21 protein-coding genes are annotated in these 26,364 nt (G+C 45.0%); 11 read left to right on the top strand and 10 right to left on the bottom strand.

The annotated features are described in order from the left end of the window. Positions 1-54: 54 nt before the first annotated feature. Entirely contained in the window at positions 55-1,866 is a 1,812-nt protein-coding gene (locus L5M40_RS13495) for a M61 family metallopeptidase (protein WP_263256762.1), read from the bottom strand. A gap of 134 nt (positions 1,867-2,000) precedes the next feature. Here L5M40_RS13495 and L5M40_RS13490 point away from each other — a divergent pair, with 134 nt between their 5' ends. The 5 genes from L5M40_RS13490 (at position 2,001) to L5M40_RS13470 (ending at position 8,645) form a co-directional block, all read left to right on the top strand. Then, complete coding sequence (locus L5M40_RS13490) at positions 2,001-4,163, top strand: tetratricopeptide repeat protein (RefSeq protein ID WP_263256761.1); 2,163 nt, start codon at positions 2,001-2,003, stop codon at positions 4,161-4,163. 151 nt (positions 4,164-4,314) lie between these two features. Next, a complete protein-coding gene (locus L5M40_RS13485) occupies positions 4,315-5,871 on the top strand; it encodes a GGDEF domain-containing protein (RefSeq protein WP_105249767.1) in 1,557 nt (518 codons plus the stop codon). 56 nt (positions 5,872-5,927) lie between these two features. After that, positions 5,928-7,283 carry a nucleotide 5'-monophosphate nucleosidase PpnN gene (gene ppnN, locus L5M40_RS13480; RefSeq protein ID WP_028760679.1) on the top strand — a complete coding sequence of 452 codons (1,356 nt, stop codon included), beginning with the start codon at positions 5,928-5,930 and terminating at the stop codon, positions 7,281-7,283. Between the two features lie 21 nt (positions 7,284-7,304). Continuing rightward, positions 7,305-8,123, top strand: a complete 819-nt coding sequence (gene xni, locus L5M40_RS13475; RefSeq protein ID WP_263177311.1) for a flap endonuclease Xni — start codon at positions 7,305-7,307, stop codon at positions 8,121-8,123. Positions 8,124-8,222: 99 nt separating this feature from the next. After that, on the top strand, positions 8,223-8,645 hold the full coding sequence (locus tag L5M40_RS13470) for a DUF3192 domain-containing protein (protein WP_028760680.1): 423 nt from the start codon (positions 8,223-8,225) through the stop codon (positions 8,643-8,645). Between the two features lie 99 nt (positions 8,646-8,744). On the opposite strand, the gene L5M40_RS13465 is transcribed toward L5M40_RS13470, so the two are convergent. After that, a complete protein-coding gene (locus L5M40_RS13465) occupies positions 8,745-11,579 on the bottom strand; it encodes a prolyl oligopeptidase family serine peptidase (RefSeq protein WP_263177310.1) in 2,835 nt (944 codons plus the stop codon). A gap of 254 nt (positions 11,580-11,833) precedes the next feature. Between L5M40_RS13465 and L5M40_RS13460 the strand changes: the two genes are divergently transcribed. Next, the gene (locus L5M40_RS13460) at positions 11,834-12,841 is read left to right on the top strand and encodes an isocitrate dehydrogenase (protein ID WP_113941031.1); all 1,008 of its coding nucleotides are present in this window, start codon (positions 11,834-11,836) and stop codon (positions 12,839-12,841) included. A gap of 221 nt (positions 12,842-13,062) precedes the next feature. Here L5M40_RS13460 and rlmM read toward each other — a convergent pair whose 3' ends face one another. From rlmM to L5M40_RS13440, 4 genes are all read right to left on the bottom strand, one after another. Next, positions 13,063-14,148, bottom strand: a complete 1,086-nt coding sequence (rlmM, locus tag L5M40_RS13455; RefSeq protein WP_263145067.1) for a 23S rRNA (cytidine(2498)-2'-O)-methyltransferase RlmM — start codon at positions 14,146-14,148, stop codon at positions 13,063-13,065. Positions 14,149-14,325: 177 nt separating this feature from the next. Further along, on the bottom strand, positions 14,326-14,718 hold the full coding sequence (locus L5M40_RS13450; protein WP_173497065.1) for a DUF423 domain-containing protein: 393 nt from the start codon (positions 14,716-14,718) through the stop codon (positions 14,326-14,328). A gap of 28 nt (positions 14,719-14,746) precedes the next feature. Continuing rightward, positions 14,747-15,421: an alpha/beta family hydrolase gene (locus tag L5M40_RS13445; protein ID WP_173497064.1), complete on the bottom strand. Its 675-nt coding sequence runs from the start codon at positions 15,419-15,421 to the stop codon at positions 14,747-14,749. Then, the gene (locus tag L5M40_RS13440; protein WP_105249769.1) at positions 15,402-16,313 is read right to left on the bottom strand and encodes a transcriptional regulator GcvA; all 912 of its coding nucleotides are present in this window, start codon (positions 16,311-16,313) and stop codon (positions 15,402-15,404) included. Before L5M40_RS13440 ends, L5M40_RS13445 begins: the two co-directional genes overlap by 20 nt. Positions 16,314-16,540: 227 nt before the next feature. Here L5M40_RS13440 and L5M40_RS13435 point away from each other — a divergent pair, with 227 nt between their 5' ends. Continuing rightward, a complete protein-coding gene (locus tag L5M40_RS13435; protein WP_028760686.1) occupies positions 16,541-16,777 on the top strand; it encodes a hypothetical protein in 237 nt (78 codons plus the stop codon). A gap of 135 nt (positions 16,778-16,912) precedes the next feature. Here L5M40_RS13435 and thiI read toward each other — a convergent pair whose 3' ends face one another. From thiI to pomA, 3 genes are all read right to left on the bottom strand, one after another. Then, the gene (gene thiI / locus L5M40_RS13430; RefSeq protein WP_263177309.1) at positions 16,913-18,367 is read right to left on the bottom strand and encodes a tRNA uracil 4-sulfurtransferase ThiI; all 1,455 of its coding nucleotides are present in this window, start codon (positions 18,365-18,367) and stop codon (positions 16,913-16,915) included. A 449-nt stretch (positions 18,368-18,816) separates the two neighbouring features. Further along, entirely contained in the window at positions 18,817-19,743 is a 927-nt protein-coding gene (locus L5M40_RS13425; protein ID WP_113941028.1) for a flagellar motor protein MotB, read from the bottom strand. 3 nt (positions 19,744-19,746) lie between these two features. Further along, positions 19,747-20,514, bottom strand: coding sequence for a flagellar motor protein PomA (gene pomA, locus L5M40_RS13420; protein ID WP_173497062.1), 768 nt, complete (start codon positions 20,512-20,514; stop codon positions 19,747-19,749). A 314-nt stretch (positions 20,515-20,828) separates the two neighbouring features. On the opposite strand from pomA, the gene xseB reads away from it, so the two are divergent. The 3 genes from xseB to dxs are packed head-to-tail and all read left to right on the top strand — an operon-like array spanning position 20,829 to position 23,842. Continuing rightward, the gene (gene xseB, locus L5M40_RS13415; RefSeq protein WP_006080884.1) at positions 20,829-21,068 is read left to right on the top strand and encodes an exodeoxyribonuclease VII small subunit; all 240 of its coding nucleotides are present in this window, start codon (positions 20,829-20,831) and stop codon (positions 21,066-21,068) included. Between the two features lie 2 nt (positions 21,069-21,070). Beyond that, the gene (gene ispA / locus L5M40_RS13410) at positions 21,071-21,952 is read left to right on the top strand and encodes a (2E,6E)-farnesyl diphosphate synthase (RefSeq protein ID WP_028760690.1); all 882 of its coding nucleotides are present in this window, start codon (positions 21,071-21,073) and stop codon (positions 21,950-21,952) included. A 21-nt stretch (positions 21,953-21,973) separates the two neighbouring features. Then, positions 21,974-23,842, top strand: coding sequence for a 1-deoxy-D-xylulose-5-phosphate synthase (dxs, locus tag L5M40_RS13405; RefSeq protein WP_263177308.1), 1,869 nt, complete (start codon positions 21,974-21,976; stop codon positions 23,840-23,842). 127 nt (positions 23,843-23,969) lie between these two features. Here the strand turns inward: dxs and grpE are convergent, their stop codons facing one another. Next, positions 23,970-24,590, bottom strand: coding sequence for a nucleotide exchange factor GrpE (grpE, locus tag L5M40_RS13400; RefSeq protein ID WP_028760692.1), 621 nt, complete (start codon positions 24,588-24,590; stop codon positions 23,970-23,972). Positions 24,591-24,690: 100 nt separating this feature from the next. Here grpE and nadK point away from each other — a divergent pair, with 100 nt between their 5' ends. After that, positions 24,691-25,569 carry an NAD(+) kinase gene (gene nadK, locus L5M40_RS13395; protein ID WP_081729057.1) on the top strand — a complete coding sequence of 293 codons (879 nt, stop codon included), beginning with the start codon at positions 24,691-24,693 and terminating at the stop codon, positions 25,567-25,569. Positions 25,570-26,364: the final 795 nt, after the last annotated feature.

Raw genomic sequence — 26,364 nt, 5'->3', positions numbered from 1 at the left:
TAGGTGGCTTTAAGACAAAGGCATTTAGATGCTAAAGATGAAGTCCTAACCACATTAAGCTTTAGTCGCTAACTCGCCTTTATTGTCAAATGGCCAATCAATGCCTAACCAAGTCTTGAAGAAAGCTTTTTGCTGTTTAGTCGCTTTTGCATCCCCCTTGAGCACTAGCTTACCGCTTTGCTGCTCGCCAAGGGTGAGCTGTACTTGCTTGATTTTATCGTTGCTAAATAATATCACCTCTACACTATCGCCAACCTTAAAGTCTTTGATGCGCTTATAGAAACCCGCAGCAGTCACCTTGAGACCATTAATCGCTAATACTTCATCCCCCGCAACTATGCCCGCTTGCCAAGCAGGACCATTACGCAACACTTGGTCTAACACTAAAGAGCCATGGGTACTGCTCAAGGTCATTCCCGCAAATGCCTCAGCTTTTGAATCTTTACCATAGGACAGATTTAACCCTGCCTGTGATAATAATTCTGGGAAATCTAAACTCATGGGACTATTCACATTGGCTTGCCACCAAGACGCATAATCTTTGCCAGATAAGTCTTTAAGAATGTACTGAACATCACTAACACCATAGCCTTTTGGTACGCGATGTTCTTGATATAAACGACGGTGCACATCGCGATATGAATACTTAAGCTCGGAGTCTTGAAGCAATGAAAAATCTAAGGCTAAAGAGGTTAAGTAACCCTCTGAGTAAATATTTACACTGTGGTTAATGGCATAATCGCCACTGATACTGCTCCACTCCCCAGCACTCGCCTCTGCCACAGATTGAGTTTCACGACCCGGATTGAGTTGGTTTTTCTCGACGCGCTTGGCTAAATCTTCGAGGAACTCTTTAGCTGTTATCACTCCAGCCCGCAACAGCAACTGATCTTGAAAATAACTGGTAGAACCTTCAGCCATCCACAGTAATTCCGTCATATTTTCATGTTGATAATCATAGGGAACTAATCCCTCGGGGCGATAAGCCTTCACGTTCCAGGTATGGATAAACTCATGGGATGCAGTGCTAATAAAGCGCAGGTAGTCCTTGCGTTCACGGAAACTAAAGCGCGGCAGTTGAATGACAGTAGAGTTTAAATGTTCTGTCGCGCCACTGGCACCACTCGTTGCATGCACCATATAAACGTAACGATCAAAAGGATAATCATCCCAAATCACCTTAGCTTGACCGCTTAAGGCTTTAAGATCTTTTACTATTTTGTCCGTGTCATAGTTACCTTCCCCCCAAAACACCAATTCATAGTTTTTACCATTAGCACTAAATTGTTTATGAGTACTCACACCAGTTTCAATCGGGGAGTCGATCAACACATCATAATTAGGGGCAATAAAGGAATGAGCGGCCTTACCCGATGACATCCCAGAGTAACTTTGCCAATTTTTAGGCACTTTTAATTCTACGGATATTGGTTCAGAGCGAAATTGCGGACTGTACATGAACACACCGCTAGCATCCAAATAGGCATGGCTCGCGTCAATATGGCGCACCCTTTGGCCTAATTCATTAGCGTACAATTGATAACTGACGGTAACACGGGTTGGCTGCGTGAGCGCCACTTGCCATTCACCGCTCGCGGTGCGCTTCCATCGCAGTTCATGACCTTGACTATCTTTAGCACTAAATAAGCGCACACCATCGGCCAAAGGCAATACTTGATATTTGCCCGTCCGCCACACAGGGAGATTCACCGTAAAATCGTTCGTCTTCACTTCAGGAAAAGTGACACTCACTTGGGGAATATGGTGTTCGGGTTTAATAAGGTCGATTTGGTATTTCACATCGGCCAATACTTGACCCGAAAATAATGCGCTCAATATCAAGATTGATAGTCTGTTGGGTTTCACTCTTGCTTCCTTCTGTTATTATGCTTCTTATGATTTTTCCAAGTATAACAAGTCGATGTAGCATCCTCATTAGGCGCTAACAAAAGCTAACAAAATAAGTTCCTTGACTAAAGGAATGAGGAATCACAGTTCAAATGCAAAAACTCACGGTTATTTTATTTACTCTGTTGCTGTCACTGCCTTTTACAGTCCAAAGCCGAGATCTGGAAGCGGATGAGGTTGAGTTAAGAGAATCACCGCAGCAAATGTATGATGCACTCAACAAAACGATTTCCTTTCCCCTCGCATTTCAAAACCGTGACCAATTTGAGCGCGCAGCCCAAGAGCAAGGCTACAATCCACTCGAATTTGAACAGATTTTGTATTTACTGGCCCGCCTCAATATGGAGCCAAACGTTAAAACCAAGGTCGATTTTCAAAACGCAAAAAGCTTGATTGAACTCCTATCGACTGCGGCGCAATCGCCCTACGAACTTGCCATGGTCGCCATGTTAAATGGCCGTTACCTTGGCCGTACGGAACAGAAATATCAAGAAGCGATTGGTCTTTATAATGAAGCGCTCACCCGCATCAACGACAGCTATGACATCGAAGCATTAATTCTTAAACACAATATTCATGAACATCTAGGTGGCTTACATTTATTGATCCGCCAAGAAGTGCCAGCACTGATGCACTTCCACACATACCGCGACATTGCCTATAAACTCAGAAACGATTATTTAATCGCGGCGGCTGAAGCGAGGCTTGGCTTTTATTACAACTTTAATCAGCAGCTTACAAAATCATTACAGCATTATAGTGAAGCGATTCGGATCTCCAATCGTTCTAATTACCCATCAATGAAAACCAATCTGCAATTACAACTTTCAAAGGTATACCGTGATTTAAAGCAGTGGGATGAAGCGCTTAAAAACGCTCATGAAGCCGCGGCTGGCTTTAAAAAAATGGGCAATGACACTTATCTTTCAAGTTGTATGACAGTGATCGCTATGGTCTATGGCGAACAAGGGGATTGGCATAAAGCGATTGATTACTACCTAAATGCCCAGCAATTAGATGCAAAACGCGGTAACTACATCGCACAGGGGCTTAATTTCCATAATTTAGGACAAGCCTACTCAAATATTAAAGACAATGTTAACGCCCTAAAATATTTACTGATGGCCAATCAAATATTCAAAGAAAAACAAAGCCATCACTATCAAGTTTATAACGAACTCTTAATTGGTGAAATCGCCCAAACCAACCAAGATTGGCCGCTGATGATGGCCCATGCCGATATCGCATTAGCACTCGCGGTCGATTTAAAACTGGTCGATGAACAAAAATCCGCACTCACCCTTATCGCCTCGGCGGCGCAAAAATTAGGTGAATTATCAAAAACCATCGATGCCCAAGCCCGTATCATTGAGCTAAGTAAAAAGCCTGCGGAGACAGATAAAGACTCCCCAGTGTCGGCCTCTGCCCTTGCAGAGCAACAGCTTAAACTTGAGCTCAACATGCTACAGGGAAAACTCGTTGAGACAGTGAAAGAAAGCAACAACACTCACACGCTACTGCTCATTTGCAGCCTTATTGCCGGACTCTTGCTGCTAGTGATTATTTTCATGCTACAAAATCGCCGCAAAATAACGGCTAAAAACGCGGCATTAACTCAATTAACGCTACAGGAGCCCTTCACTCACAATTTAGGGTATGCCGCATTATTAGCGCACTTAAGCCATAATCAAAGTCAGGAATCCACAACGGCACTCGCGATTATCGCCTTCCCCACCCAACTTACGGCGGATCTGGACTACGGCCAATATTTTAGTGATGCAGTAACAGCGCAAATTGCCAATCATCTAACGGATGCACTCGCAGCATCTGTTTATGTGGTACGCCAAGGGGTATTTGCGGTTCGGTTCACGCAACCTATTGAGCCGACACAAATACTCAGCCAAGTACGCCTGAAACTCGATGAACAGCAAATCACACATCATTTCCGTCTTGGCTTTGCGCATTTGCCACTTTTAGCGAAATCAGAAATTAAAATGGCCGCGAAATTAAAATTTGAAACAGTGCAGATGGCGCTTGCCTGTGCCCGTAGTTTAGGTGGCAATAACGACTATTATGTCGCTCTCAGAGCCCTCGACTTTGTTCCTTTGAGCTTATTTGCAAATCCGTTATTTTTACACCTTGAAAAAGGCATTGAGCGTGGATTAATCAGATTAGAGACCAACGGCAATAAAGAAGATATTCGCTGGCCTTGCGGGGAAAATAACCAAGATAGGCAATTATTGGAAAATATTTGATCAATATCGGTAATTAATCACAGAGTCACAGGCAAATCGCATTTGCACTCTACGCCCAGTGTTATAACATTAGTATCATATGAGTTAACAGCTAATCTGGACATAGGATTGTCATGTTTTTTAGCCTTGCAGAGTTAGGACAATACTCAGGATGAAGGATTCAAGCGCTACAGTTTCACAACTTGCCTTGCTGCAACAGAAACTCCATTCGGCCAAACTTGCCCTTGATGAAGTTAATGAAGATAGAAATGCAAAGTTACAGACATTACTCCAATTTATTGGTCACTTAAGCCTCGCCTGTAAAGGGCAAAATCTTGAGCTGGATAATAAACTCGCCAAACTGCGCCATAACTTAAATACGTTTGAGCGAGTCGATGAGGCATTGCCAGAATTAGTTGATGTCGAGCGCCTGCTAAAAGGCCAATATCACCATGTGATGGTACAACTCGAAGAGAGTCGTACTGGTTTATCACAGGTGATCCGTCAGATCCAACGTGTTAACTCTGCACCTGAAAAGCTCAAAAAAGAAGTCAATTACTTCAAGCAAGATCTGGCGAAACCTTTTCATACTGTGTGGGAATATATACCCAAAGTTAAGCAAATCATTGGCTTCTACGAAACCATATTACAGCTACAATTTAGCGAATCTGAAAAACTCGATGTCTTACCAAAGCACAGGCAACTAGCCCATGAGCTGGCGCAGATGATTTCAGAAATCGAGTTCCGTAAAGATCAACGTGACCAAGTATTAGTGATCAAAGAAGTACTCTCTTCTGAGATTGAAGTTGATAGCTTGCTCGAAGCCTACCAAACCATTTTAGCGTTATTGCTTGATAACATCGCCCGCGAGAAATCGGCATCCCAAGAGTTTTTGTTTGCACTCAATGATGCCTTAGCCGCGGTACGTGAGGTGGTGAGCGAGTCTTACAATCACAATCAACGTAGCTTCCAATTAAAAACCCAGCTGAATCGTGAGATTAACACCCGCGTCGACAACGCCGGTGAAATCATTATCGATGTGGAAGACGTCGTTGACCTTAAAGCTCAACTAACAGAGCAACTTAACTCTATCCGCTCGGCATTAGCCCGTAAAGAAGCCCTAGAGCAAAGAGAGCAAGCTCTGCTGCGCAAGTCGATGGAGACAATGCGCAAAGAGCTTAATGAGTTAAGTAGTGAGGCTAACACCTACAAAGAGCGTTTGTTTGAACAACAAAAACTCAACTTACTCGACAGCTTAACTCAATTGCCTAACCGTGCGGCATTAGAAGAGCGCATGGAGCTAGAATACCGTAACTATCAACGGCATAAGTCCCCGTTGTGGGTTGCCGTTGCCGATATCGATCACTTCAAAACTATCAACGACAGTTTTGGCCACAGCACAGGTGATAAAACCTTGCAAGTTATAGCAATGGCATTGAAAAACTCCCTGCGAGATACAGAATTTGTAGCCCGCTATGGCGGCGAAGAATTTGTACTGCTATTACCTGATGTGGCCCCTGCTGATATCGCTCAACTTTTAAACAGAGTGCGCGAGAAAGTAAAAAATATTCCATTTAAATTTAAAAATCAGAGAATTACAGTTACAGTATCTATAGGGGCTGCGCAAGTTATGGGAAGTGAACTCATACATGAGACCTTTGAACGCGCCGATGCAGCACTCTACAAAGCGAAACACGAAAGCAGAGACAGGGTTGTGATTGACGTATAATTAAGCCCCACTATACGCCTCCTCTAATCACTCCTGTCATGACGAAGGAGTGGTAAATGATAGTAAAAGTCAGCCCAAAAGGCAGCATGGATCAGCTTTCGCAACTTGAAGTTGATCGACTCAAAAATAGTGCCAAAAGTGCCCTATACCAACTGTACCGCAACTGCTCCTTAGCAGTGCTTGCCGCGGGTTTAAAAACCGACAACTCTAAAGCCCTATTCGAGCAATACCATGATTTCGACATCAACGTTCTACAACGGGAGCGTGGTGTAAAATTAGAACTGATCAATCCCCCCGAACAAGCCTTTGTCGATGGTCAAATTATCACGGGAATTCAAGAGCATCTGTTCTCAGTCTTACGCGATATCCTTTATATCAGTGATAGATATGACTCACTAAAACACATTAATCTGACCAATGCCCACCATATCACCAATGTGGTGTTTGATATTCTGCGTAATGCGCGGGCAATAGCACCAATGAAAGACCCTAATGTAGTCGTCTGTTGGGGCGGACACAGTATTAATGCCATTGAATACCAGTACACACGTGAGGTAGGTTATCAACTTGGCCTGAGGGAATTAGATATTTGTACAGGCTGTGGTCCTGGTGCGATGGAAGGTCCGATGAAAGGTGCGGCGATAGGTCATGCCAAGCAACGGATTAAAAATGCACGATATATTGGTTTAACTGAACCAAGTATTATTGCCGCCGAGCCACCGAATCAAATAGTCAATGAACTGGTGATCTTACCCGATATTGAAAAGCGCCTCGAAGCTTTCGTGCGCTTAGGCCACGGCATTATTATCTTCCCTGGCGGTGCTGGCACGGCTGAAGAATTGCTCTATATATTGGGTATTTTACTTAACGAAGAAAACCAACAAACGCCTTTCCCCCTGATACTCACAGGCCCAACGGAGAGCGCAGATTACTTCATTAAGATTGATGAGTTTATTGCCTCAACCTTAGGACCCGAAGCTCAGAAAAAGTACCAAATTATCATAGATAATCCCACTGAAGTGGCACGCATCATGAAGCAAGGAATGGAGCAAGTAAAAGCCTATCGCCGCTCAACGGGTGATGCTTACCAATATCAGTGGGCACTGAAGATAGAGTCTGAGTTTCAGTTACCTTTTATCCCAAGCCACGAAGTGATGGCAAACTTAGATCTACACTTCCAAACCAATAAAGCCGAACTTGCCGCCAACCTGCGTAAAGCGTTTTCGGGTATAGTGGCGGGTAACGTCAAGTCGGAAACAATCAAGCACATAGAGCGTGATGGCCCCTTCCAATTAAAAGGCGATCCTAAGCTCATGGATATGATGGATAAACTCTTAAGTGCATTTGTACAACAACAAAGAATGAAGCTTCCAGGAAGCGCCTATATTCCTTGCTATCAAATAGTGAAATAGAGAGCGAAGCAACAACACCCCATGAACAAGTTTTTAATCATCGATGGTCTCAACTTGGTTCGCCGCATCTATGCGGCGATCCCCGATGAATCCGATATGCAAAGCCTCACAGAGCGCGTCAGTTTGGCGTGCACTAAACTGCTGCGTGTGCATCGCCCAACCCATGTAGCTATCGTGTGGGATGGGGATGAAGTCTCATGGCGTAAACAGCTTTACCCCGATTATAAGAAAGGCCGTAAACCTATGCCGGAGCCGCTGGCAAAAGGCCTTGCTGCGCTGCAAGATCACTTAACCATGATGAACATTGGCTCTATTTATGCGGCGGCTGAAGCCGATGATGTGATTGCCACTCTAGCGATAAAAACCGCCAAAGCGCAGGGTGAAGCCATTATAGTGTCCACCGACAAAGGTTTTAGTCAGCTCAATCATCGCCAAATCAGCCAGTGGGATCACTTTAATCAGCAGTACTTAGATATCGCTGCATTAGAACAAAAACTCGGTGTCGAACGCAGTCAATTTCTCGACTTGATGGCATTAGCGGGCGATAGCGGTAATAAAATTCCCGGTATTGCAGGCATAGGCCCTAAATCAGCCGCCGAATTATTGAAAACCTTTAGAAGCTTACCAACCTTGTTTTCATCGCTATCTAACTTAGGCGCTAAACAAGCCAAAAAACTTGCCGAAGGTAAGGAGATGGCAAGACTCAGCTATAAGCTCGCGCAGTTACAAACAGACCTGCCACTCAATATTAATTTAAAAAATTTTCGCGTGATGAACTCCTTGCCTGATAATAACTATCTGCCTGAAAACCCCAATCAATCCTGCCTAAACATCTGTTAATATAAAGTTGCAATTAACGCATTTACCTTAGAACAACAAAAGCGTATTTTATGGACGTAATAACGTGACTCATTTAATGAGGTAAAGGAATAACTGTAAATGAAATCAAAAGTTTCGGTAATCATCGGTAGCATTTTCGCCGCCTACGTCGCCTTTGTCGCTGTGGTGGTACTCGTTTATGAACCTACGCCAGATGACATGAGTTGGGAGGACCGACAGTCCTATAACAGCCAAAAAATGAACGAGTTAGCGCTAGGGCAAAATATCGTTTCAGTAAAACAGTTACTAGGTAAAGCTGACTTTTCAGAGGCCAAAGCCGTAAAAGAAACCAAGCTACAGGTGCTCTTTTATCGCACTCACCATGAAAAATCAGACGGTGTAACCACGAAAGAGGAATGTACTCCACTTATTTTTGAAAATGATCAATTGATTGCTTGGGGCCAAGATACCTATAAGCAATATCTCGATGCAGATACTGACACAGCCCTCAGCTCTGCCCAAGAGACATTAACCAGTAAATAAATACGACTGACAGTTAAATAAAAACGCCACCGATTCGGTGGCGTTTTTATTTTGACAATCAACGAATTGGCTCAATTGTAAAACAACTAAGCCAATTGCCTATTCATCATCGGCCTTATACTCGACATAGGCTTCACCTTTGCTGAGCCATTCTGGCGCAGGTTTTCCCTTCAGATAATGGTCGAAATATTGCATCATGCGAATGCTGTAATCGAGCTTGTTCGGGTACTTTTTCAAGTGATGCGGCTCATCCTCGTATTGCAAGAACACCACCTCTTTACCCGCACGGCGCATGGCTAAGTACATTTCAACACCTTGTTCCCAAGGCACTGCATCGTCCTTATCACCAAACATGATCATCAAAGGCGTTTGAATACGGTCAGCATAAAATACTGGCGAATTTTCAATGTACTTTTGCGGCGCGGCAAACAAACTTGCCCCAATACGACTCTGTCCGGTTTCATATTGGAACTGACGCGCAATACCTGTGCCGTGGCGAATACCGCTATAGGCACTGGTCATGTTCGATACTGGAGCACCTGCAACCGCCGCCTTAAACATCTTAGTTTGAGTAATGGCAAACGCCGTTTGATAGCCACTCCAAGAATGACCTTGCAAACCAATAGCATCGGGATCAGCAATTCCTATCTCAATCAGCTTTTGCACGCCAGACGTGAGCGCTTGTACTGAACTCGCCCCTGGGTAACCAATTTCAAAGCGAATGTCCGGTAGGAACACCGCATAGCCATTATTGATGTACCAAGCAAAGTTAGGTCTGTGGTTAATGTTCATCTGCGGGAAGGCATGCAGTCTATCCGTCATAAAGCGATAGTAATAAACCAGTACAGGATAGCGCTTACCCGCTTGATAATTCGTCGGCTTGATCAGCACGCCATCTAACGGTTTACCATCGCCATTTGTCCAGTGAACTAACTCGGATTGGCTCCAGTTGAAGGCTTGACGCTGCTTATCTAAATCGGTTTGCTTAACTGCATTTTGCGGTGCGCTATAGCTGGCCGTATACAAGTCAGGGAATAAGTCAAAACGTTCCTTAGAAAACACTATAGTATCGGCGTCTTTACTGCGTCCCAATACTGTCAGCTTATACTCACCTTGCATCAACGTCTTCACGCCTGCTTCGCCCAAGGTGGCTTGATAAAAACCATCGGCCTTGGTTTTATCACTATAACCGTGGAGTAACACAGTGCCGTTATAGGCAAGCTCTACCGGCTCATCGGGATTATCGACTAAGCCCTCAAGGCGATATTGAATTTTCTGGGTACGCCCTTTACCTGCGGTTAAGGCAAAACCCGCCTTAGATTCGGTATTAAACTGCCAAACATCGTATTTGTCGTAAACCAAGAAACCCACATCATTTTTAAGCCAAGGACCAAAACCATATCCTGGAGCACTGGATGGATAATCGTGGTCTTCATCGGCAAAACTGACCTTTAGGGATTTTGTAAGATTAGTACGACGATCCTGTGCAATATCATAGAGATACACATTACCTTGCTGATAATAAGCCACATACTTGCCATTTCCCGACAGCGTAGGCTCGGCATCACTCGGCTGTTGTGTCAAAAATGGCACTTTACTGCCAGTATTAATATCGACCAGATAATAATCTTGGTAGAACCCTGCCCACGTCGCCATCTTGCGATAGGGCAAATCTGAACTGGCCAACATAAAGCGTTTATGTTGTGAAATCGTCACATCTGGAACAGTTTTATCGCCAAGCTGCACCACGTTGTTCGAACCTACATGCAATACCGCAAGGTAAGTGCGTTTTTGCTCATCCTCATATTGCTTGATTTCATTAGGCTTAATACGAGGATCATCCCCATGCCACACCTTAAGCCCACGCTGTCCGGTGACAATATTTGTATCGAACAGGTCATTTTCTTCGGTGATTTTCTGCAAACTGAGCAGCTGACTCACCTCTGGCACACGGCCGAAGAACAGCCGTTCGCTGTCCAATGAGAAGCTTAAACTTGTGTGGCGATTAAGTTTCCACTCAGGTGACTCAGGAGTTTTGCTGATTTTACCCGATTGCAAATCGACCAGCGATAACTGATAGCTTCGACCATAGGGCAACTCGCTATCTTTGCCCTGCGTAAACGCCAGCCAACGACCATTTTTAGCCAGCGCTAACGCACCAACCTGTTGGCTAGGCGAATCAAAAACGACAGTTTTTTGGTGGGTATGTAAATCCACTAATTGCAATTGATGCTGTTTATTGGCGATATCATTCACCGCTAACGCAAGTCGGCGGCTCGCCTTATCAAACACATAACCTGTCACTTGCTCAACATCGATGCGCTTAGTTTGATCGTCTAAACTGATCAAACTAAAACGGCGGCCTTGGTCAAACTTATCAACCTTTGGCTTATCCGCTTTCGCTGGGGTTTGTGTGCCTGCTTCAGCGAGTTTTTCGCTGGCTTTAGGCTCAGCATCTTTTTTGGACTCTTCATCAGCCTCAAACCAAATCGCCAAATGCTTACCGTCATCACTGAACACGAATTCCTTCACGCGCTCAAAGCGGGTTTGAGTGCCCGTTTGGGTATCGAGTAATACCATGTCAGATTTGAGTTTTTTCTTCGCCTTGGCATCACTCGTTTCCCGCGTGAGCAAACTCGGTTTGACCACCACAGCCACAAAGCGGCCATCGTGACTCACTAAAGGATCTGACCCACCCGCAATTTGATAGCTTTGCTGCGACAGGACATTTTTCACAATGACGTGACTATCCCCGCGATCGGGCGCAGACTCGACCGCGATGACTTGCCCCTTGTCTGCAATAACCGGCTTTTCAAGGGATTCAAAATGCATAATGTCTGTTAGGGTGAGCGGTTTAGTGCTGGTTTCAGCCTGCACTGCTGGCAATATTCCAAGGGATAACAAAACCAGAGATGTGATAGGGATTAACTTCAATGTCTTCCTCTTTTATATATTTGTTAGACTAAAGTAGACTTTTTTAACCATTGGCTCTCCATCATGGTGAGAACCCAGTATTTTTACAAGTTATACCACATAAAAAATCGTGATATTGCTCACTATTTCCTGTGAAGTTTGACCAAAGATGGTTAAAATAATAGGCAGAAAAAATACCAAATTCATAGTCCTGCTATCCAGTTAGCACTGGGGCAGACAATTGCAGTAACGACGAACCGTGGAAGGACTTCTCCATGTCAAAAAGAACGATAACCGTAATTCCAGGTGATGGAATTGGCCCAAGTATTATTGATTCAGCCTTAAAAATTCTTGATAAAGCGGGCTGTGATTTTGAATATGAATTTGCCGATGCCGGCCTGACTGCACTTGAAAAGCAAGGCGAGTTACTGCCAGCTCGCACTTTAGAACTCATTGAAAAAAACCGTATCACGCTGAAAGGGCCGCTGACGACTCCCGTTGGTGAAGGCTTTACTTCTATCAACGTAACCTTGCGCAAGAAATTCGGTCTGTATGCTAACGTACGCCCAGTACTGTCTTTCAAAGGTACCCAAGCCCGTTACGAAAATATCGATATCATCACAGTACGTGAAAACACCGAAGGCATGTATTCTGGCCATGGTCAAAAAGTGTCTGAAGATGGTTTAACGGCAGAAGCAACCAGTATCGTCACTCGCCAAGGTGCTGAGCAAATCGCCACTTTCGCCTACGAACTAGCTCGCAAAGAAAACCGTAAGAAAGTCACTATTGTACACAAAGCCAACATTATGAAGTCAACTTCTGGCCTGTTCCTGAAAGTGGCCCGCGAAGTGAGCCTACGTTACCCAGACATCAAAACAGAAGAAATGATCGTCGATGCAACGTGCATGAAGTTAGTTATGAACCCAGAAAACTTCGATGTGATCGTAACGACTAACCTATTCGGTGACATTTTATCGGATCTGTGTGCTGGTTTAGTGGGTGGTTTAGGTATGGCGCCAGGTGCAAACATTGGCCGTGATGCTGCGATTTTCGAAGCCGTTCACGGTAGTGCGCCTGATATCGCTGGCAAAAACCTCGCAAACCCAACCTCAGTGATTTTAGCGTCTATCCAAATGCTAGAATACTTAGGTATGGCTGACAAAGCTGAGCAAATCCGTAAAGCGGTATCAGCAGTGATCGAAGAAGGCGACCGTACGACTCGCGATTTAGGCGGCACTCACGGCACGACTGACTTCACGCAAGCGGTGCTTGAGCGTCTGTGATCTCAATGCTGAGCGCGTTTAAGACGAGCCTATAACGCGCGTGTTCAAGCAAAAGCTTATAAAGAAGCAAGCGCTTGAAACTCAAATGAGTAAACACAAAAAAGCCCCAAAGTTTCCTTTGGGGCTTTTTGTTATCTAGCTTTTAAACCTGCGTGGCTTTAAACCCGCATGACTATTACCATTCTAGCGACAACAAGATCACCGCAGGGTTAGCGCAGCAATTAATTCCACGCGGTATTAGGACGTAGCCATAAATGCACTGTCACTTCATCACGGTCGTGATAAAGATGCTTACACTGTATTTTAAAATCGGTCACACCATTCTCTTTAAGAATCGTCTGCATTGTCTCAAGGATAGCTGTCACTTCTTTATAACGGCTCTTCATCGGTAATTTAAGGTTAAAAATCGCTTCCTTAAACCAACCGTTAATCGCCCAAGCTTCAATCAGTTCGGCAACACGCGCAGGTTTCTCAACCATGTCGCACACCAGCCAATAGATATTTTTACGTTGCGGTTCGAAACGGAAACCGTCTTCACGGTAATGTTTCACTTGGCCCGTTTCCATCAGTTTTTCATCCATAGGGCCATTATCAACTGCCGACACAAACATGCCGCGACGCACCAGTTGATAAGTCCAGCCACCAGGGCAAGCGCCCAAATCCACTGAGTTCATGCCACTGCGAATACGCTCTTCTTGCTCTTCCTTAGGCACGAATTGGCCAAAGGCTTCGTCGAGTTTCAAACTAGAACGACTCGGTGCATCCGCCGCCATTTTAAGGCGTGGAATGCCCATAAAATGTGGCGAACTGTTATTACTGTAGGAATAACCCACATAGGCACGGCCGGGTCCAATAAAACACACGTGGATAATCGGACGTTTGGGATTTTCCTGCGCGAGCAAACTGCCCGATTTTTTCAAATGCTGGCGTAAAGGCACAGTGAACTTACGGCAAAAAGCCGAGAGCTCTTTCGCTTCGTTAGTGTCAGGTGTTTCAACCCGCACTTCACCCGCTTTGCTGACGTCACTGAGCGCCGCAACGATTGGGCTTATTCTGTCATTTTCAGGCAAGTCGACTAACAAGTCGCTAGCAGCAAACATCTGGCGGGCGAAAATGAGCGAGTCTAAAGGTAGTTGTTTGACTAACGTATCGGCAGCGTCGTCTTCAAAACATTGGTATACAACATAAGCGTCGTTATTGTTGGCCTTAACAAAGCCACCCACATTGAGCTCACCGGCTCGCTGTTGGATTTCTGCAGCGCATTCTTTTTCAAAGCCTGCGCGGCAAAATAAAAATAGGTTTTTCATGGGGATCCCTGAGAAATCCAAGCCAAAGCATTGGCTGACTATCGATTTGGGCGCCAGTATACCAATTTCAATCCACAAATGCCCTATTTGCCTACTGCTGAACCTTGAATTGCGATTAGAGAAATAAAAAAGGCTTAGGTGCACCCTAAGCCTATTAACTCACATAAGCATCAGCGATTAAGACTCATGACCATCGATAACTTTGTGACGCCATACCGCGGCGGCAAATAATAACCAACCGAGTAAGAAACAACCACCACCCATAGGCGTAATAGGACCTAACCACTTAGTCCCAAACAAGGCCAGTCCATATAGTGAGCCCGAAAATAGTACTATGCCTGCGACAAAGAGATATGCCGACCAGTCCAGTAAACGCGAGGTTAACCATTGGCCCGAGAAGGCAACCATGACGAGGGCAAAGGTATGGTAGAAATGATATTGCACGCCTAAGTTAAAGACTTCAATTAAGTTTGGTGGCGCGACCGCTTTTAAACCATGGGCACCAAAAGCCCCTAAAGCGACGGCTAAGAATCCGCTCACGGCGGCGAGTAACAATAAACCTTTACGCATTTAACGCTCCTGCTGGAATGGGATTAACTCATTCAACATTTATTCGCTCAACATCAAGCTCACGAATAAAATCACTTGATAAATCAATAGCACGTGCAAGGTTAGCGGCTTCACTGGTGCCTGACGACTTTCTTGGGACAAAACTATGATCGCCGTCGGTTATCCAAGCCAATCCTATCTCAGCTTTCAAGGGCCAGCTTGGGATCTGCGCTTTGCCACCAAACTTATCCCGCTCCCCCTGTACGACTAATACTGGGACTTGGCATTCATTCAAAGGTTCCAATCTAGGCTCGCCGCCTTTGAGTGGCACAAAAGGATAACCTAAACAAATCACCCTATCGATGCGCGCCGCTAATGCAGGATCGCAGGCTAATAGGGCCGCCATACGACCGCCCATAGATTTCCCCATTAACACCACACGTTCAACTTGTGGTTGTGAGTGGGCGATATCGAGCATCTGTGTAAAACACGCGAGCAATTTAGGCGCACGGTCCGGTGGACGCCATTTGCCATCGACTGCATTCGCCTGCATATAAGGAAAATTAAAGCGCATCACTCGGAAGCCCTGAGCAACGAATCCCGCCGACATGGCCTGCATAAAATCAGAATCCATGTTAGCACCCGCACCGTGGGCCAATAAAATCAAAGTACTCGCAGGCTCCCCTTCTAATACATAACTCGGCTTATCCGGGCAACAACTCACTGCGAGACTCCTCGGCAAACATGTCTAACATCCATTCACGAAACGCCACCACTTTACCCAGCTCAGCATGGTTTTGCTGGCAAACTAAGTAGTAAGCATCTTTACTGACCAAGACTTCTTGAAATGGGCACACAAGTCGCCCAGCTTTGATATCGGGGCGAGCCAGCACGCTGTAACCCAGAGCAACCCCTTGACCGTGGGCCGCCGCCTGCAATACCAAAGACGAATGACTGAAAATAGGTCCTTGATTCACATTAATATCGGTAATGCCACATTGCCTAAACCACGCCTGCCAATCGTGACGATTCATATCATGTAATAGCGTGTGATACTTTAAATCGCTCGGTTTTGAGAGTGGTTTAGGACCGTTGAGCAACATGGGCGAACACACGGGAATAAGCACTTCGTTTCTGAGCTTATCTGCACGTAGCCCAGGCCAATTACCTAAGCCATAATAAATAGCCACATCCACATCATCGGTTAATGAACTCGCTTCGGTATCAACGGCCTTAATTCGCACATCGATATCGGGATTTTTCTCACTGAATTTAGCCAAGCGTGGCACTAGCCATTGAATCGCAAAACTGGGGGACATACTGACCGTCAGCGAACCAATCGCACTACGGGCGAGTAATCTGTCGGTAGCATCGGCAAGCTGAATAAAGATATCTTTGATGTCGAGAAAATAGCTCTGCCCTTCTTCAGTTAATAGCAAAGAACGGTTCTTTCGACGAAATAATTTTAATCCGAGGAAATCTTCTAATGCCTTTATTTGATGGCTCACCGCAGCCTGTGTAACAAACAATTCTTCCGCTGCCCGCGTAAAGCTCAAATGCCGCGCGGCTGCCTCAAAAGCTTTAACCGCATTAAGCGGTGGTAATCGTCTCGACATAGTGATCTCAGTCTCGTTTTTTAATTAGTTTTTCTAATCCGTATTGTTACATTTAATCGTTTGTAAAGGCCAGCATTTTTGGTTAAATTTTGCGCCAATGAAACAGCTTATCAACGAAACACCAATAGCGATGAAACATCCATAGCTATGAAATACCTAAGTTAGACAATCTCAAAGTTGATGATGGGAATGTCTGACAGCGTTAATTTGTCAGCCCGGAGGCGACTATGTTCAATTTAAAATCGGCATTTGCGTTAATATTAGTCTCAGCACTCAGCTTTAATGCCAGTGCAAATGTACTCGTTGACGAAATCGTCATCGACACAAGCGACTTGCAAGCCAATATCACTGCAGATTTAACCGCTGCAATGAATAAAATGCACCAAGAAGTGCTACAAGAAGCCACTCTGTTGATTGCCACTGACGATGTCGCATCTCATCAGCAAGTCGTTAAAGCCGAATAACCTAAACGACATTGAAATTCAGGTCACGATCAGTAAGAGCAAAGAAAAAGCCGCATTAATATGCGGCTTTTTTGTACTTGAATAGCAAATCAATCCCACTGACGATATACGGCAATGGGCAGGTTTTCGCCCGACTTATGGACGATACACTTTCACGTTCGTGTAACCTTGCTCGATTAAATACAATGCCTGCAATTTACTCATCACCCCACGCTCACAATAGAGCAAATAAGTCTTTTGCTTATCGAGATCGGCAAACTGAGTCGCTAACTTGAAGAATGGGATGCGCTTTATCTCAATACCTTCAATTTGCAGCGGTTTGCTTTCCTCTTCTTCAGGGGCACGAATATCAATGACCACTTGGTTGGTATCGATACTGGCAACTGTTTCTGTCTCAGTAATCCGAGTATCCATTTGTTCTGCGATCTCCCTGATATCGATAGTGACAGATTGGGCGATGATCTGATCAATCAAATCCTCAGAGAACTTTTTCTCTTCCGCTTCAACCTTAGCTAATACCGCTTTTACCGTCGGCTTTTGCGAAATTACGCCGCAATATTCAGGCATTGATTTAGCAAAATCTTCGGTGCCGATTTTACGGCTCTCGTTGATAATGTCTTGCTTATCCATGGCGATTAAGGGACGTAGAATCAATAACTCAGTACAACGGTCGATGACGTTTAAGTTGGTCAGGGTCTGGCTAGACACTTGGCCTAAACTTTCACCGGTAACTAAGGCTTGAATGCCCATACGCTCGGCGATACGCGCCGCGGTACGCATCATCATGCGTTTCAATACAACGCCCATTTGACCGTTATCGATACGCTCTAAAATCTCAGCAACCACAGGCTCAAAAGGCACAGAGATAAACTTCACTTTGTGGGATTCACCGTAGGTTTTCCACAAATGGTAAGCCACTTGTTTAACACCAATTTCGTGCTGTGCACCGCCCAGATTGAAGAAGCAGAAGTGGGTACGAGCGCCTTTTTTGATAAATTGATAGCTAGAGACGCCAGAGTCAAAACCACCCGAAATCAAGGACAATACATCTTCCTGTGTTGCCATCGGAAAACCGCCTAGACCTTCAATACGCTTAGTCACCATATAAAGATTATCGCGCTCAATCTCTAAATTAACGGTAATGTCCGGATTCTTTAAACGCACGCCCAGCGCATCTGTAAACTGGTTTAAGCCACCACCGACATAACGCTCAACTTCAATAGAATTAAAATCATGATCGCCAGTACGCTTTACTCGCACGCAGAAGGTTTTACCCGCGAGTTGGTCACGGTAAACAGGCAAGACTTGCTGATAAATATCATCAACAGATTCAAAGCTGTACTCATCCACTTGCACTACGTGTGCAATGCCAGGAATACACGCCAGACGCTCACCGAAAGCTTGTGCCAATTCAGGCTTATCCTTTGGTACCATCACCATAATGCGGTCCCATTGACGCTGCACTTTTGCATCTTCGTCAACTTTTTTAAGCACATTACGGATGTTAGTTTCGAGCATTTTGGTGAAGCGCATGCGTACAGGCTTGCTCTTCATCATGATTTCTGGATACAGCTTTACAATAAACTTCATGGGATTTCCGCGGGCAATTTTAAAACAGCAAAATTGGTTAAAAGAATAATCGGGGGATTATATACCCAAGCAACCTAAAAAGGCGAGTTTCAGCGCACATAGCCAACAGCGACACAGGCCATATTTGTGGCGTATTCATTGCGTATTAATGACTAAATCACGGCAGCTAATTAGGCTGAAATAATGTTACTAAAGCCTATTCGAGTGGTTTGAATTGCTCTGCTTAAAATAAGTGATTTGAGATGAATCATTAACAATAAGTCGTTGAGGGATGGTTAAGGAAACTTAGGGATTACACACTCAATGTGATTAACGTAAAGCCCAAATGGATTTAAATCAACCACAGCGATTTGATGCATAACACGTTAACTAAAAAGGGAAAAGTCCACATTAGCTCGATAAAAAAGCCGCAAGATTATTGCGGCTTTAGATTGGGAGTATCTAAACACTTAAGGCGAATTACCGATCTGAATTTCTTCAGACTCCTTCGCTTTACCTTGCTCAATAGCAATTTCAACCCTGCGGTTACGGGCACGATTTTCCGGAGAATCGTTAGGCACAATCGGATTGTTAGACGCCATACCAACCACTTTCATTCGATTAGAATCAAAGCCGCTGACCTGTACTAACTCATGGGCCACTGCTACGGCACGTTTGCTGGATAAATCCCAATTAGAACTATAGAGCTCATCGCTTATTTGCATATCATCCGTGTAACCTGACACTGTGATGACACCTGGCACATCTTTTAACAATTCGCCGACTGAGCGCACCACAGGTTTAAATCGAGGCTGTAAGAAACCTGAGCCAGAAGCAAATGACCCCTTCTCACGTATACGAATAATAATCTGCTGACCTAATGACTCAATTTCAATCGCTCCATCGGTGATCTCTTTATTGAGCTCCTGCGCCATCTTCTTCACTTGCTGATTGATCTTTTCTTGCGCCGCTGCTGCTTCCGCTTTAACCGCATCGGCCACTTCTTGCGCCGTAGCACTCGCTTCGCCACCCCGCTGAGAACCATTTTGCTGCTGCACGCCGCCAGCACTATCGTCTTCACCCGCTTGGAAATCCAATACAGGTTCAGTCATTTCATTCGTTTGCTGGTTAATGATTTCAATCGGAGTCGGATCGGGGCGACCGGGTCTAAATTCTAAGGCAATGACAGAAGTCCCTTTCGGGATATCTTTAACTTCCACCTTATTTTGCACACCAAAGGCATACTTCATTGAGCCCGCGATCTGCTTAAACTTCATCACGTCCATTTCAGAAAATGACAATAACAATACGAAGAAACACATCAACAGCGACATCAAGTCGGCAAATGTTGCCAACCAGAGCGGTGCTCCGGGCGGTGGACAATTGCACTTAGCCATGGGCTACTCTCCGTCCGTTGTATCGATTTTACGATTTTTTTCAGCGAGATAATTTTTCAAAAAGCCTTCAATCACCCGCGGGTTTTGTCCGTCTTGAATCGCCAATACCGCATCCATAATAAGGTTACGATTGAGCATTTCCTCCCCCATCCTAAGCGTTAGCTTATCCGCGATAGGAAGACAAACCATGTTAGCGACCATAGCGCCGTATAATGTGGTTAACAACGCAACGGCCATCGAAGGACCAATAGATTTAGGATCCGCCATATTTGATAACATGGCCACGAGACCAACGAGTGTACCTATCATCCCCATCGCTGGCCCAACATCACCAAAGGCTCTAAATATGCCAATCCCCGTACGATGACGTTCTTCCGTTAGAGCGATATCCTTCTCTAGAGCTGCACGCACTACTTCACCATCATGACCATCGACTAACATATCGACAGCCTTTTGCATAAAAGTATTGCTAATTTGCGCTTCTTCTAATGCCAAAAACCCCCCTTTACGGGCAGCATCCGCCATAGTGACTGACTGTTCAATCAAATCTTCTGGTTTATCAATCTTAAATACAAAAGCTTTCAAAGCAATTTTAACGGCGCTTAAAAACTGTTTAAGAGTGAACTTCATCATTACCACGAAGAAGGACCCACCGAACACAATCAGGATCGAGGGCACATCAACGAAAATCATCAAGCCGCCACTGGTCACCATAGCGCCGAGAATAAAACCAAAGGCTCCCACAATTCCGATTATTGTTGCTAAATCCACAACGGCTCCTCAATTTTCGTAATAAACGACATAATACTTACTCTGGGTAAGCAAGAACACTCAGTTATTCTACCGAATAAGATAATCCCACCGACACACATACGAGCCTTGTTTATCCAGTTAAAAATTACCATACAAATGATGATACTATTGTCAGTTATCGGACACACACTAAGCAAGTTTAGCGACAATTTATATTTTCTGGAAAAATTTCAGTAACAAAGCGTGCTATTGAGCAAATATCTTTAGTCTGAATTTGACCCTTACGCCGCCCTGATATACCTTGTGTCCGCTAAATCAAAGGAAACCTGAACGTGGCGAAGAAACCCGAAAATCTTAGTTTTGAAGAATCCCTTGGCGAACTTGAACGCATCGTTGCTGATCTAGAACAAGGCGATATCTCCCTCGATGACGCGTTAAAACAATTTGAACGTGGCATTAATCTCGTTCGAAATAGCCAAGCAAAACTCGAACAAGCCCAACAAAAAGTGGCCATTTTACTGAAACAAGACGAAAATGCGCCCCTATCCCCCTATGCCGTTGAGGGCGAATAAGCGTGTTAGTCAGTACCATTCAAGAATATCAACAACGAGTTGATGATCAATTAAAACAGCGTTTTAGTACGCTTGAAGATACCGCTCCCCAATTAAAAGCCGCTATGACTTACGGTGCCTTATTGGGAGGGAAACGCATTCGACCGTTCCTCGTATACAGTGTAGGGCGCATGTTTGGGGTCGAACTTGAAAAGTTAGATGCTTGCGCCGCAGCCATTGAATGTATCCATGCTTATTCATTAATCCACGACGATTTACCCGCCATGGACGATGACGAGCTCCGCCGTGGCCAGCCGACAGTGCATATCGCCTTTGATGAAGCGACGGCCATTTTAGCGGGGGATGCTCTGCAAACCTTAGCCTTTGAAATTGTCACCGAAGCGGTACCAGGGATCAGCAGCGAACAACATATTGCTATGGTAAGAGTATTAGCTAAAGCCTCAGGTTATCGTGGTATGTGTGGAGGCCAAGCGATAGACTTAGCCTCGACCGATAAACATATTGATCTTAAAGCGTTAACTCAGCTACATAATATGAAAACTGGCGCCCTTATCAGCTGCGCTGTTGAGTTGGCTTTAATCGCCGCAAACGCGCCAAAAGATCAGTATGCTGCTATGATGGATTTTGCCCGTGCGGTAGGACTCGCCTTCCAAGTACAAGACGATATCCTTGACATAGTAGCCACCACCGAAGAGCTAGGTAAACCGCAAGGCTCTGATACTGAATCGAATAAGAGTACGTTTCCACAACTACTTGGACTACAAGGTGCACAAGACACCGCCAAACAACTGATCCAAGAGGCACTATCAGCGCTGGCTAAATTGCCATACAATAGCCAGTTAATTGCAGACTTCGCCCGCTATATCATTGAGCGAAGAATATAATAAGAGTCGAAGTATCTCGCTATGAGTTTGGACATTTCTCAGTTTCCCGTGTTGGCGCAGGCCAACACCCCCAATGAGCTCCGCCAGCTTCCTCAGGCACTTTTACCACAAGTAGCCGATGAACTGCGCGAGTTCCTTCTTAAGTCTGTTGGCATGTCCAGCGGACATTTTGCCTCTGGGCTCGGCACAGTAGAACTCACTGTGGCACTGCACTATGTCTACAATACCCCCTTTGATCGACTGATCTGGGACGTAGGCCATCAAGCCTACCCCCATAAAATTCTCACGGGTCGACGTGACAAGATGCACACCATTCGGCAAAAAGATGGCTTACATCCTTTCCCATGGCGTGAAGAAAGTGAATACGACACTTTCAGTGTTGGCCATTCTGGCACGTCGATTAGCGCCGCGCTGGCGATGGCGATAGCTGCAGAAAAAGAACAAGCAGGTCGTAAAGTGGTCGCTGTCATCGGCGATGGCGCTATGACCGGCGGCATGGTGTTTGAAGCCATGAACCACGCGGGCGACTTGCACAATGACATGCTCGTGGTACTGAACGACAACGAAATGTCGATTTCAGAAAATGTCGGCGCCCTCAACAATCATTTAGCACAACTGATGTCAGGCCGTTTCTACACCACACTGCGCGAAGGCGGCAAAAAAGTGTTGAAAGGTATGCCTGTCATCAAAGAAATGGCCAAGCGCACTGAGGAACACCTCAAAGGTATGGTCGTTCCTGGCACTCTATTTGAAGAGTTAGGTTTCAACTACATAGGTCCTATCGATGGCCACGACGTAGACGCTCTGGTCGAGACCATGCGCAATATGCGTAATCTGAAAGGTCCACAGGTGCTGCACATCATGACCAAAAAAGGTCGTGGTTATGAACCTGCTGAAAAAGATCCTATCGGTTGGCATGCTGTGCCTAAATTTGACCCATCACTCTTTAAAAAGCCGGCCACCAAACCCGGTTTACCGACCTTTTCTCAAGTCTTCGGTAAATGGTTGTGCGACATTGCCGAACAAGATGAGAAAGTGTTAGCGATTACTCCTGCGATGCGTGAGGGTTCTGGCATGGTGGAGTTTTCCCAGCGCTTCCCGAAACAATATTTCGATGCAGCGATTGCCGAGCAGCATGCAGTCACCTTAGCGGCGGGTTTTGCCTGCGAAGGTTTCAAGCCTGTAGTCGCGATTTACTCGACCTTCCTGCAACGCGCCTATGATCAGCTTATTCACGATGTCGCACTACAACAATTACCCGTGTTATTTGCCATTGACCGTGGCGGCATCGTCGGTGCCGATGGTCCAACCCACCAAGGTGCATTCGATTTAAGTTTTATGCGTTGTATCCCTAATATGGTGATCATGGCGCCGTCCGATGAAAACGAATGTCGTCAAATGCTCTACACAGGCTATTGCTATGATGCGGGCCCAAGTGCGGTGCGTTACCCAAGGGGTAGTGCCACGGGAGCGATGCAAGTCGAGTCCATGACTGCGTTGCCAATTGGTAAAGGTGTCATTAAGCGCATAGGTAAGCGTATTGCCATACTTAACTTTGGTACCTTGCTCGCATCGACATTAACCGCTGCCGAAAGCTTAGATGCGACGGTTGTCGATATGCGCTTTGTGAAACCACTTGATGTTGATCTGGTAAAAGAAATGGCACTAACCCATGAAGTGTTAGTCACTGTGGAGGAAAATGCCATCATAGGCGGTGCGGGTGCCGGAGTGCTTGAACAGCTTCAAAAGCTAAAAATGCCTAAAGCCGTACTCCAAATTGGTTTGCCAGACGAGTTCATTAAACATGGCTCGCCAGAGGAAGTCATCCACGACTTGCAACTGGATGCCGAAGGCATACTGGCGCAAATCAATGCTTATCTAGCGCAATAGGCTGAACTTGCTTATCTCGTTAAGACGCTAAATGTTATCAATAAAAAATTCCGCCCATAAAAAAAGGACTGCAATTGCAGTCCTTTTTTGTTGCTGTCTTTTATAACAGCGGCTGATCCAATAAAGCTTAAGCTTCGATATCTATCGTTGCGCTTTCTTGGTTAGGGCCACCCTGTGACACCATCACCATAGCAGGGCGCAGCAAGCGACTGTTCAGCTCATAACCCTTTTGCATCACCAACATCACAGTGTTCGCAGGGAACTCGGCGCTTGGCTGCATGCCAATCGCTTGATGTTGGTCAGGGTTAAATGACTGACCTTGTGGATCAATTTGCTTAACACCAAATTTAGCCACCGCAGTGAGTAAGCTTTTTTGAGTTAACTCAACACCTTGATAAATCGCTTTCGTCGCTTCATCTTCTGGGTTTGTACCCATTAGCGCGCGCTCCATGTTATCAAGCACAGGCAAAAGCTCATTGGCGAACTTTTCCAAGGCAAACTTGTTCGCCTTTTCTACATCCATTGCGGCACGACGACGAATGTTATCGACCTCGGCTGCGGCGCGGATGACTGAATCCTTCTGCTCTTCAACTTTCGCCAAAGCTTCAGCGAGTAACTGTTCCAGCTCTTCAATACGGAAATTGGCCTGGGTAAGCTCATCGATCAGACTTGCTTCTGCGGTAGATACTTCAGACTCTACACCCTCTTGGATCAGATCCTGTTCTGCTTTAATCGATTCGTTGCTCATTTTCACTCCAGCTAAAAATGCTTTGTTTCTGAAATACTCTGGGCATATTATGGGGATCAATTTTGACGTTTCAAGGCCTAAGGCCAGATCTAGCATAAATATGACCACAAAGTTTCATACTATCGGCCTTATCGGCAAACCTCACCACCAAGGGACCAACCAAACCTTAAAGCGTCTGCATTATTGGCTGACAATGCAGGGCTTTGAAGTCTTAGTGGAAGAGCGTGTTGCTACCGAATTAGGACCCAATATCATAGCGGTCGATTTACTAGAAATTGGCGCGCGTTGCGACTTAGCCATAGTCGTCGGTGGTGACGGTAACATGCTCGGCGCGGCAAGGGTATTAGCCCGCTTCGATTTAGGCGTGATTGGGGTTAACCGCGGCAATTTAGGCTTTTTAACCGATCTGCCGCCCGATGCCTTCGAAGAGGCGCTCGCCAAGGTACTCGATGGAGAGTTCGATACCGAGCATAGATTCTTACTCGAAGCCGAAGTCTATCGCCACGGTATGCTCAAGGCGAGCAACACCGCCGTCAACGAAGCCGTACTCCATCCGGGTAAAATTGCCCACATGATTGAGTTTGAGGTCTATATTGACGATCAGTTCATGTACAGCCAACGTGCCGACGGCATGATAGTGTCAACGCCTACCGGTTCAACGGCCTACGCCCTCTCCGCTGGCGGTGCTATCCTGACGCCTAATTTACAGGCCCTAATCTTAGTACCTATGTTCCCGCACACTTTGTCGTGCCGCCCGATTGTTGTCGATGCGTGCAGCACGATAAAAATGGTTGTGTCACCTGAAAATGGCGAAAACCTCGAAGTCAGCTGTGATGGCCACGTGCATTTAGCCGTGTTACCCGGCGATGAAATTATAGTTCGCCGCAGCTCTGAACGTTTACGGCTTATTCATCCTAAAGGACACAACTATTTCCACGTGCTGCGGACCAAATTAGGCTGGGGCAGCAAGTTGTTTTAAGTCTGTATCTTTGGGCTAAATCACCAATAAAAGAGACATATCACGTCTCTTTTTTATTTTGTAAATTTAACCTAAAAGGTTGCCATTAAAGCCTTATCTTTTCCCCTGCACTGTCTTTGGTGAACTTTTTAGCACTTCTCACAAACAACTAATATTCGCATTAATGACGTTTAAGCATTAATGACACTAACCAGTTTGATAAAAGTTCAAACAGTATTTTTTAGTTTTGTTACTTAAAATTTCTGCTTCAATTTCACCCTGTTCTCTCAATTTCCCCTCTTAACCCATTAGAAGCGGTCACTTTTTATTTCAACTTTTATGTTGTTCTCTCAATATACTTGAATATTTTGGCTGGCTGTTCGCTCAAATAAACTGAAATTAAATTAAATTAAATAATGGTTATTAAATTTCATATTAAAGTAAAATTCATTAAGTGATATCCATCACAATAAAATCCCACCATTTTAAAACGTGCTCTAGATCACTATAAAAAACCATTCCAAAATGGAAATATTAGGCAAGCATTACAATAGCTTGATGAAAATAGAAGTAAATGAGTTAATCCAGCCACAACAATCTATGCGACCTTAATCACACCTTAAAAATGACTGAAAAAACCAATAACAGACTATTAATGAAATAAATGGATCAGTTAATTGCAATAATGACGATGAATATGAGTGATAGCTCTACTTTTAATAACCAGAAAAACAACAAATTTAATTTAATATAACCAAAGTAGATATACACCCAACAGTCTAAGTGATCATTGTCACATATAAGAAAATCCCCCGA

This window comes from Shewanella sp. SM68 (genome assembly GCF_025653925.1).
In the GTDB taxonomy this organism is placed as follows: Bacteria; Pseudomonadota; Gammaproteobacteria; order Enterobacterales; family Shewanellaceae; genus Shewanella; species Shewanella oncorhynchi.
This window is presented reverse-complemented; position numbering and strand designations above follow the sequence as displayed.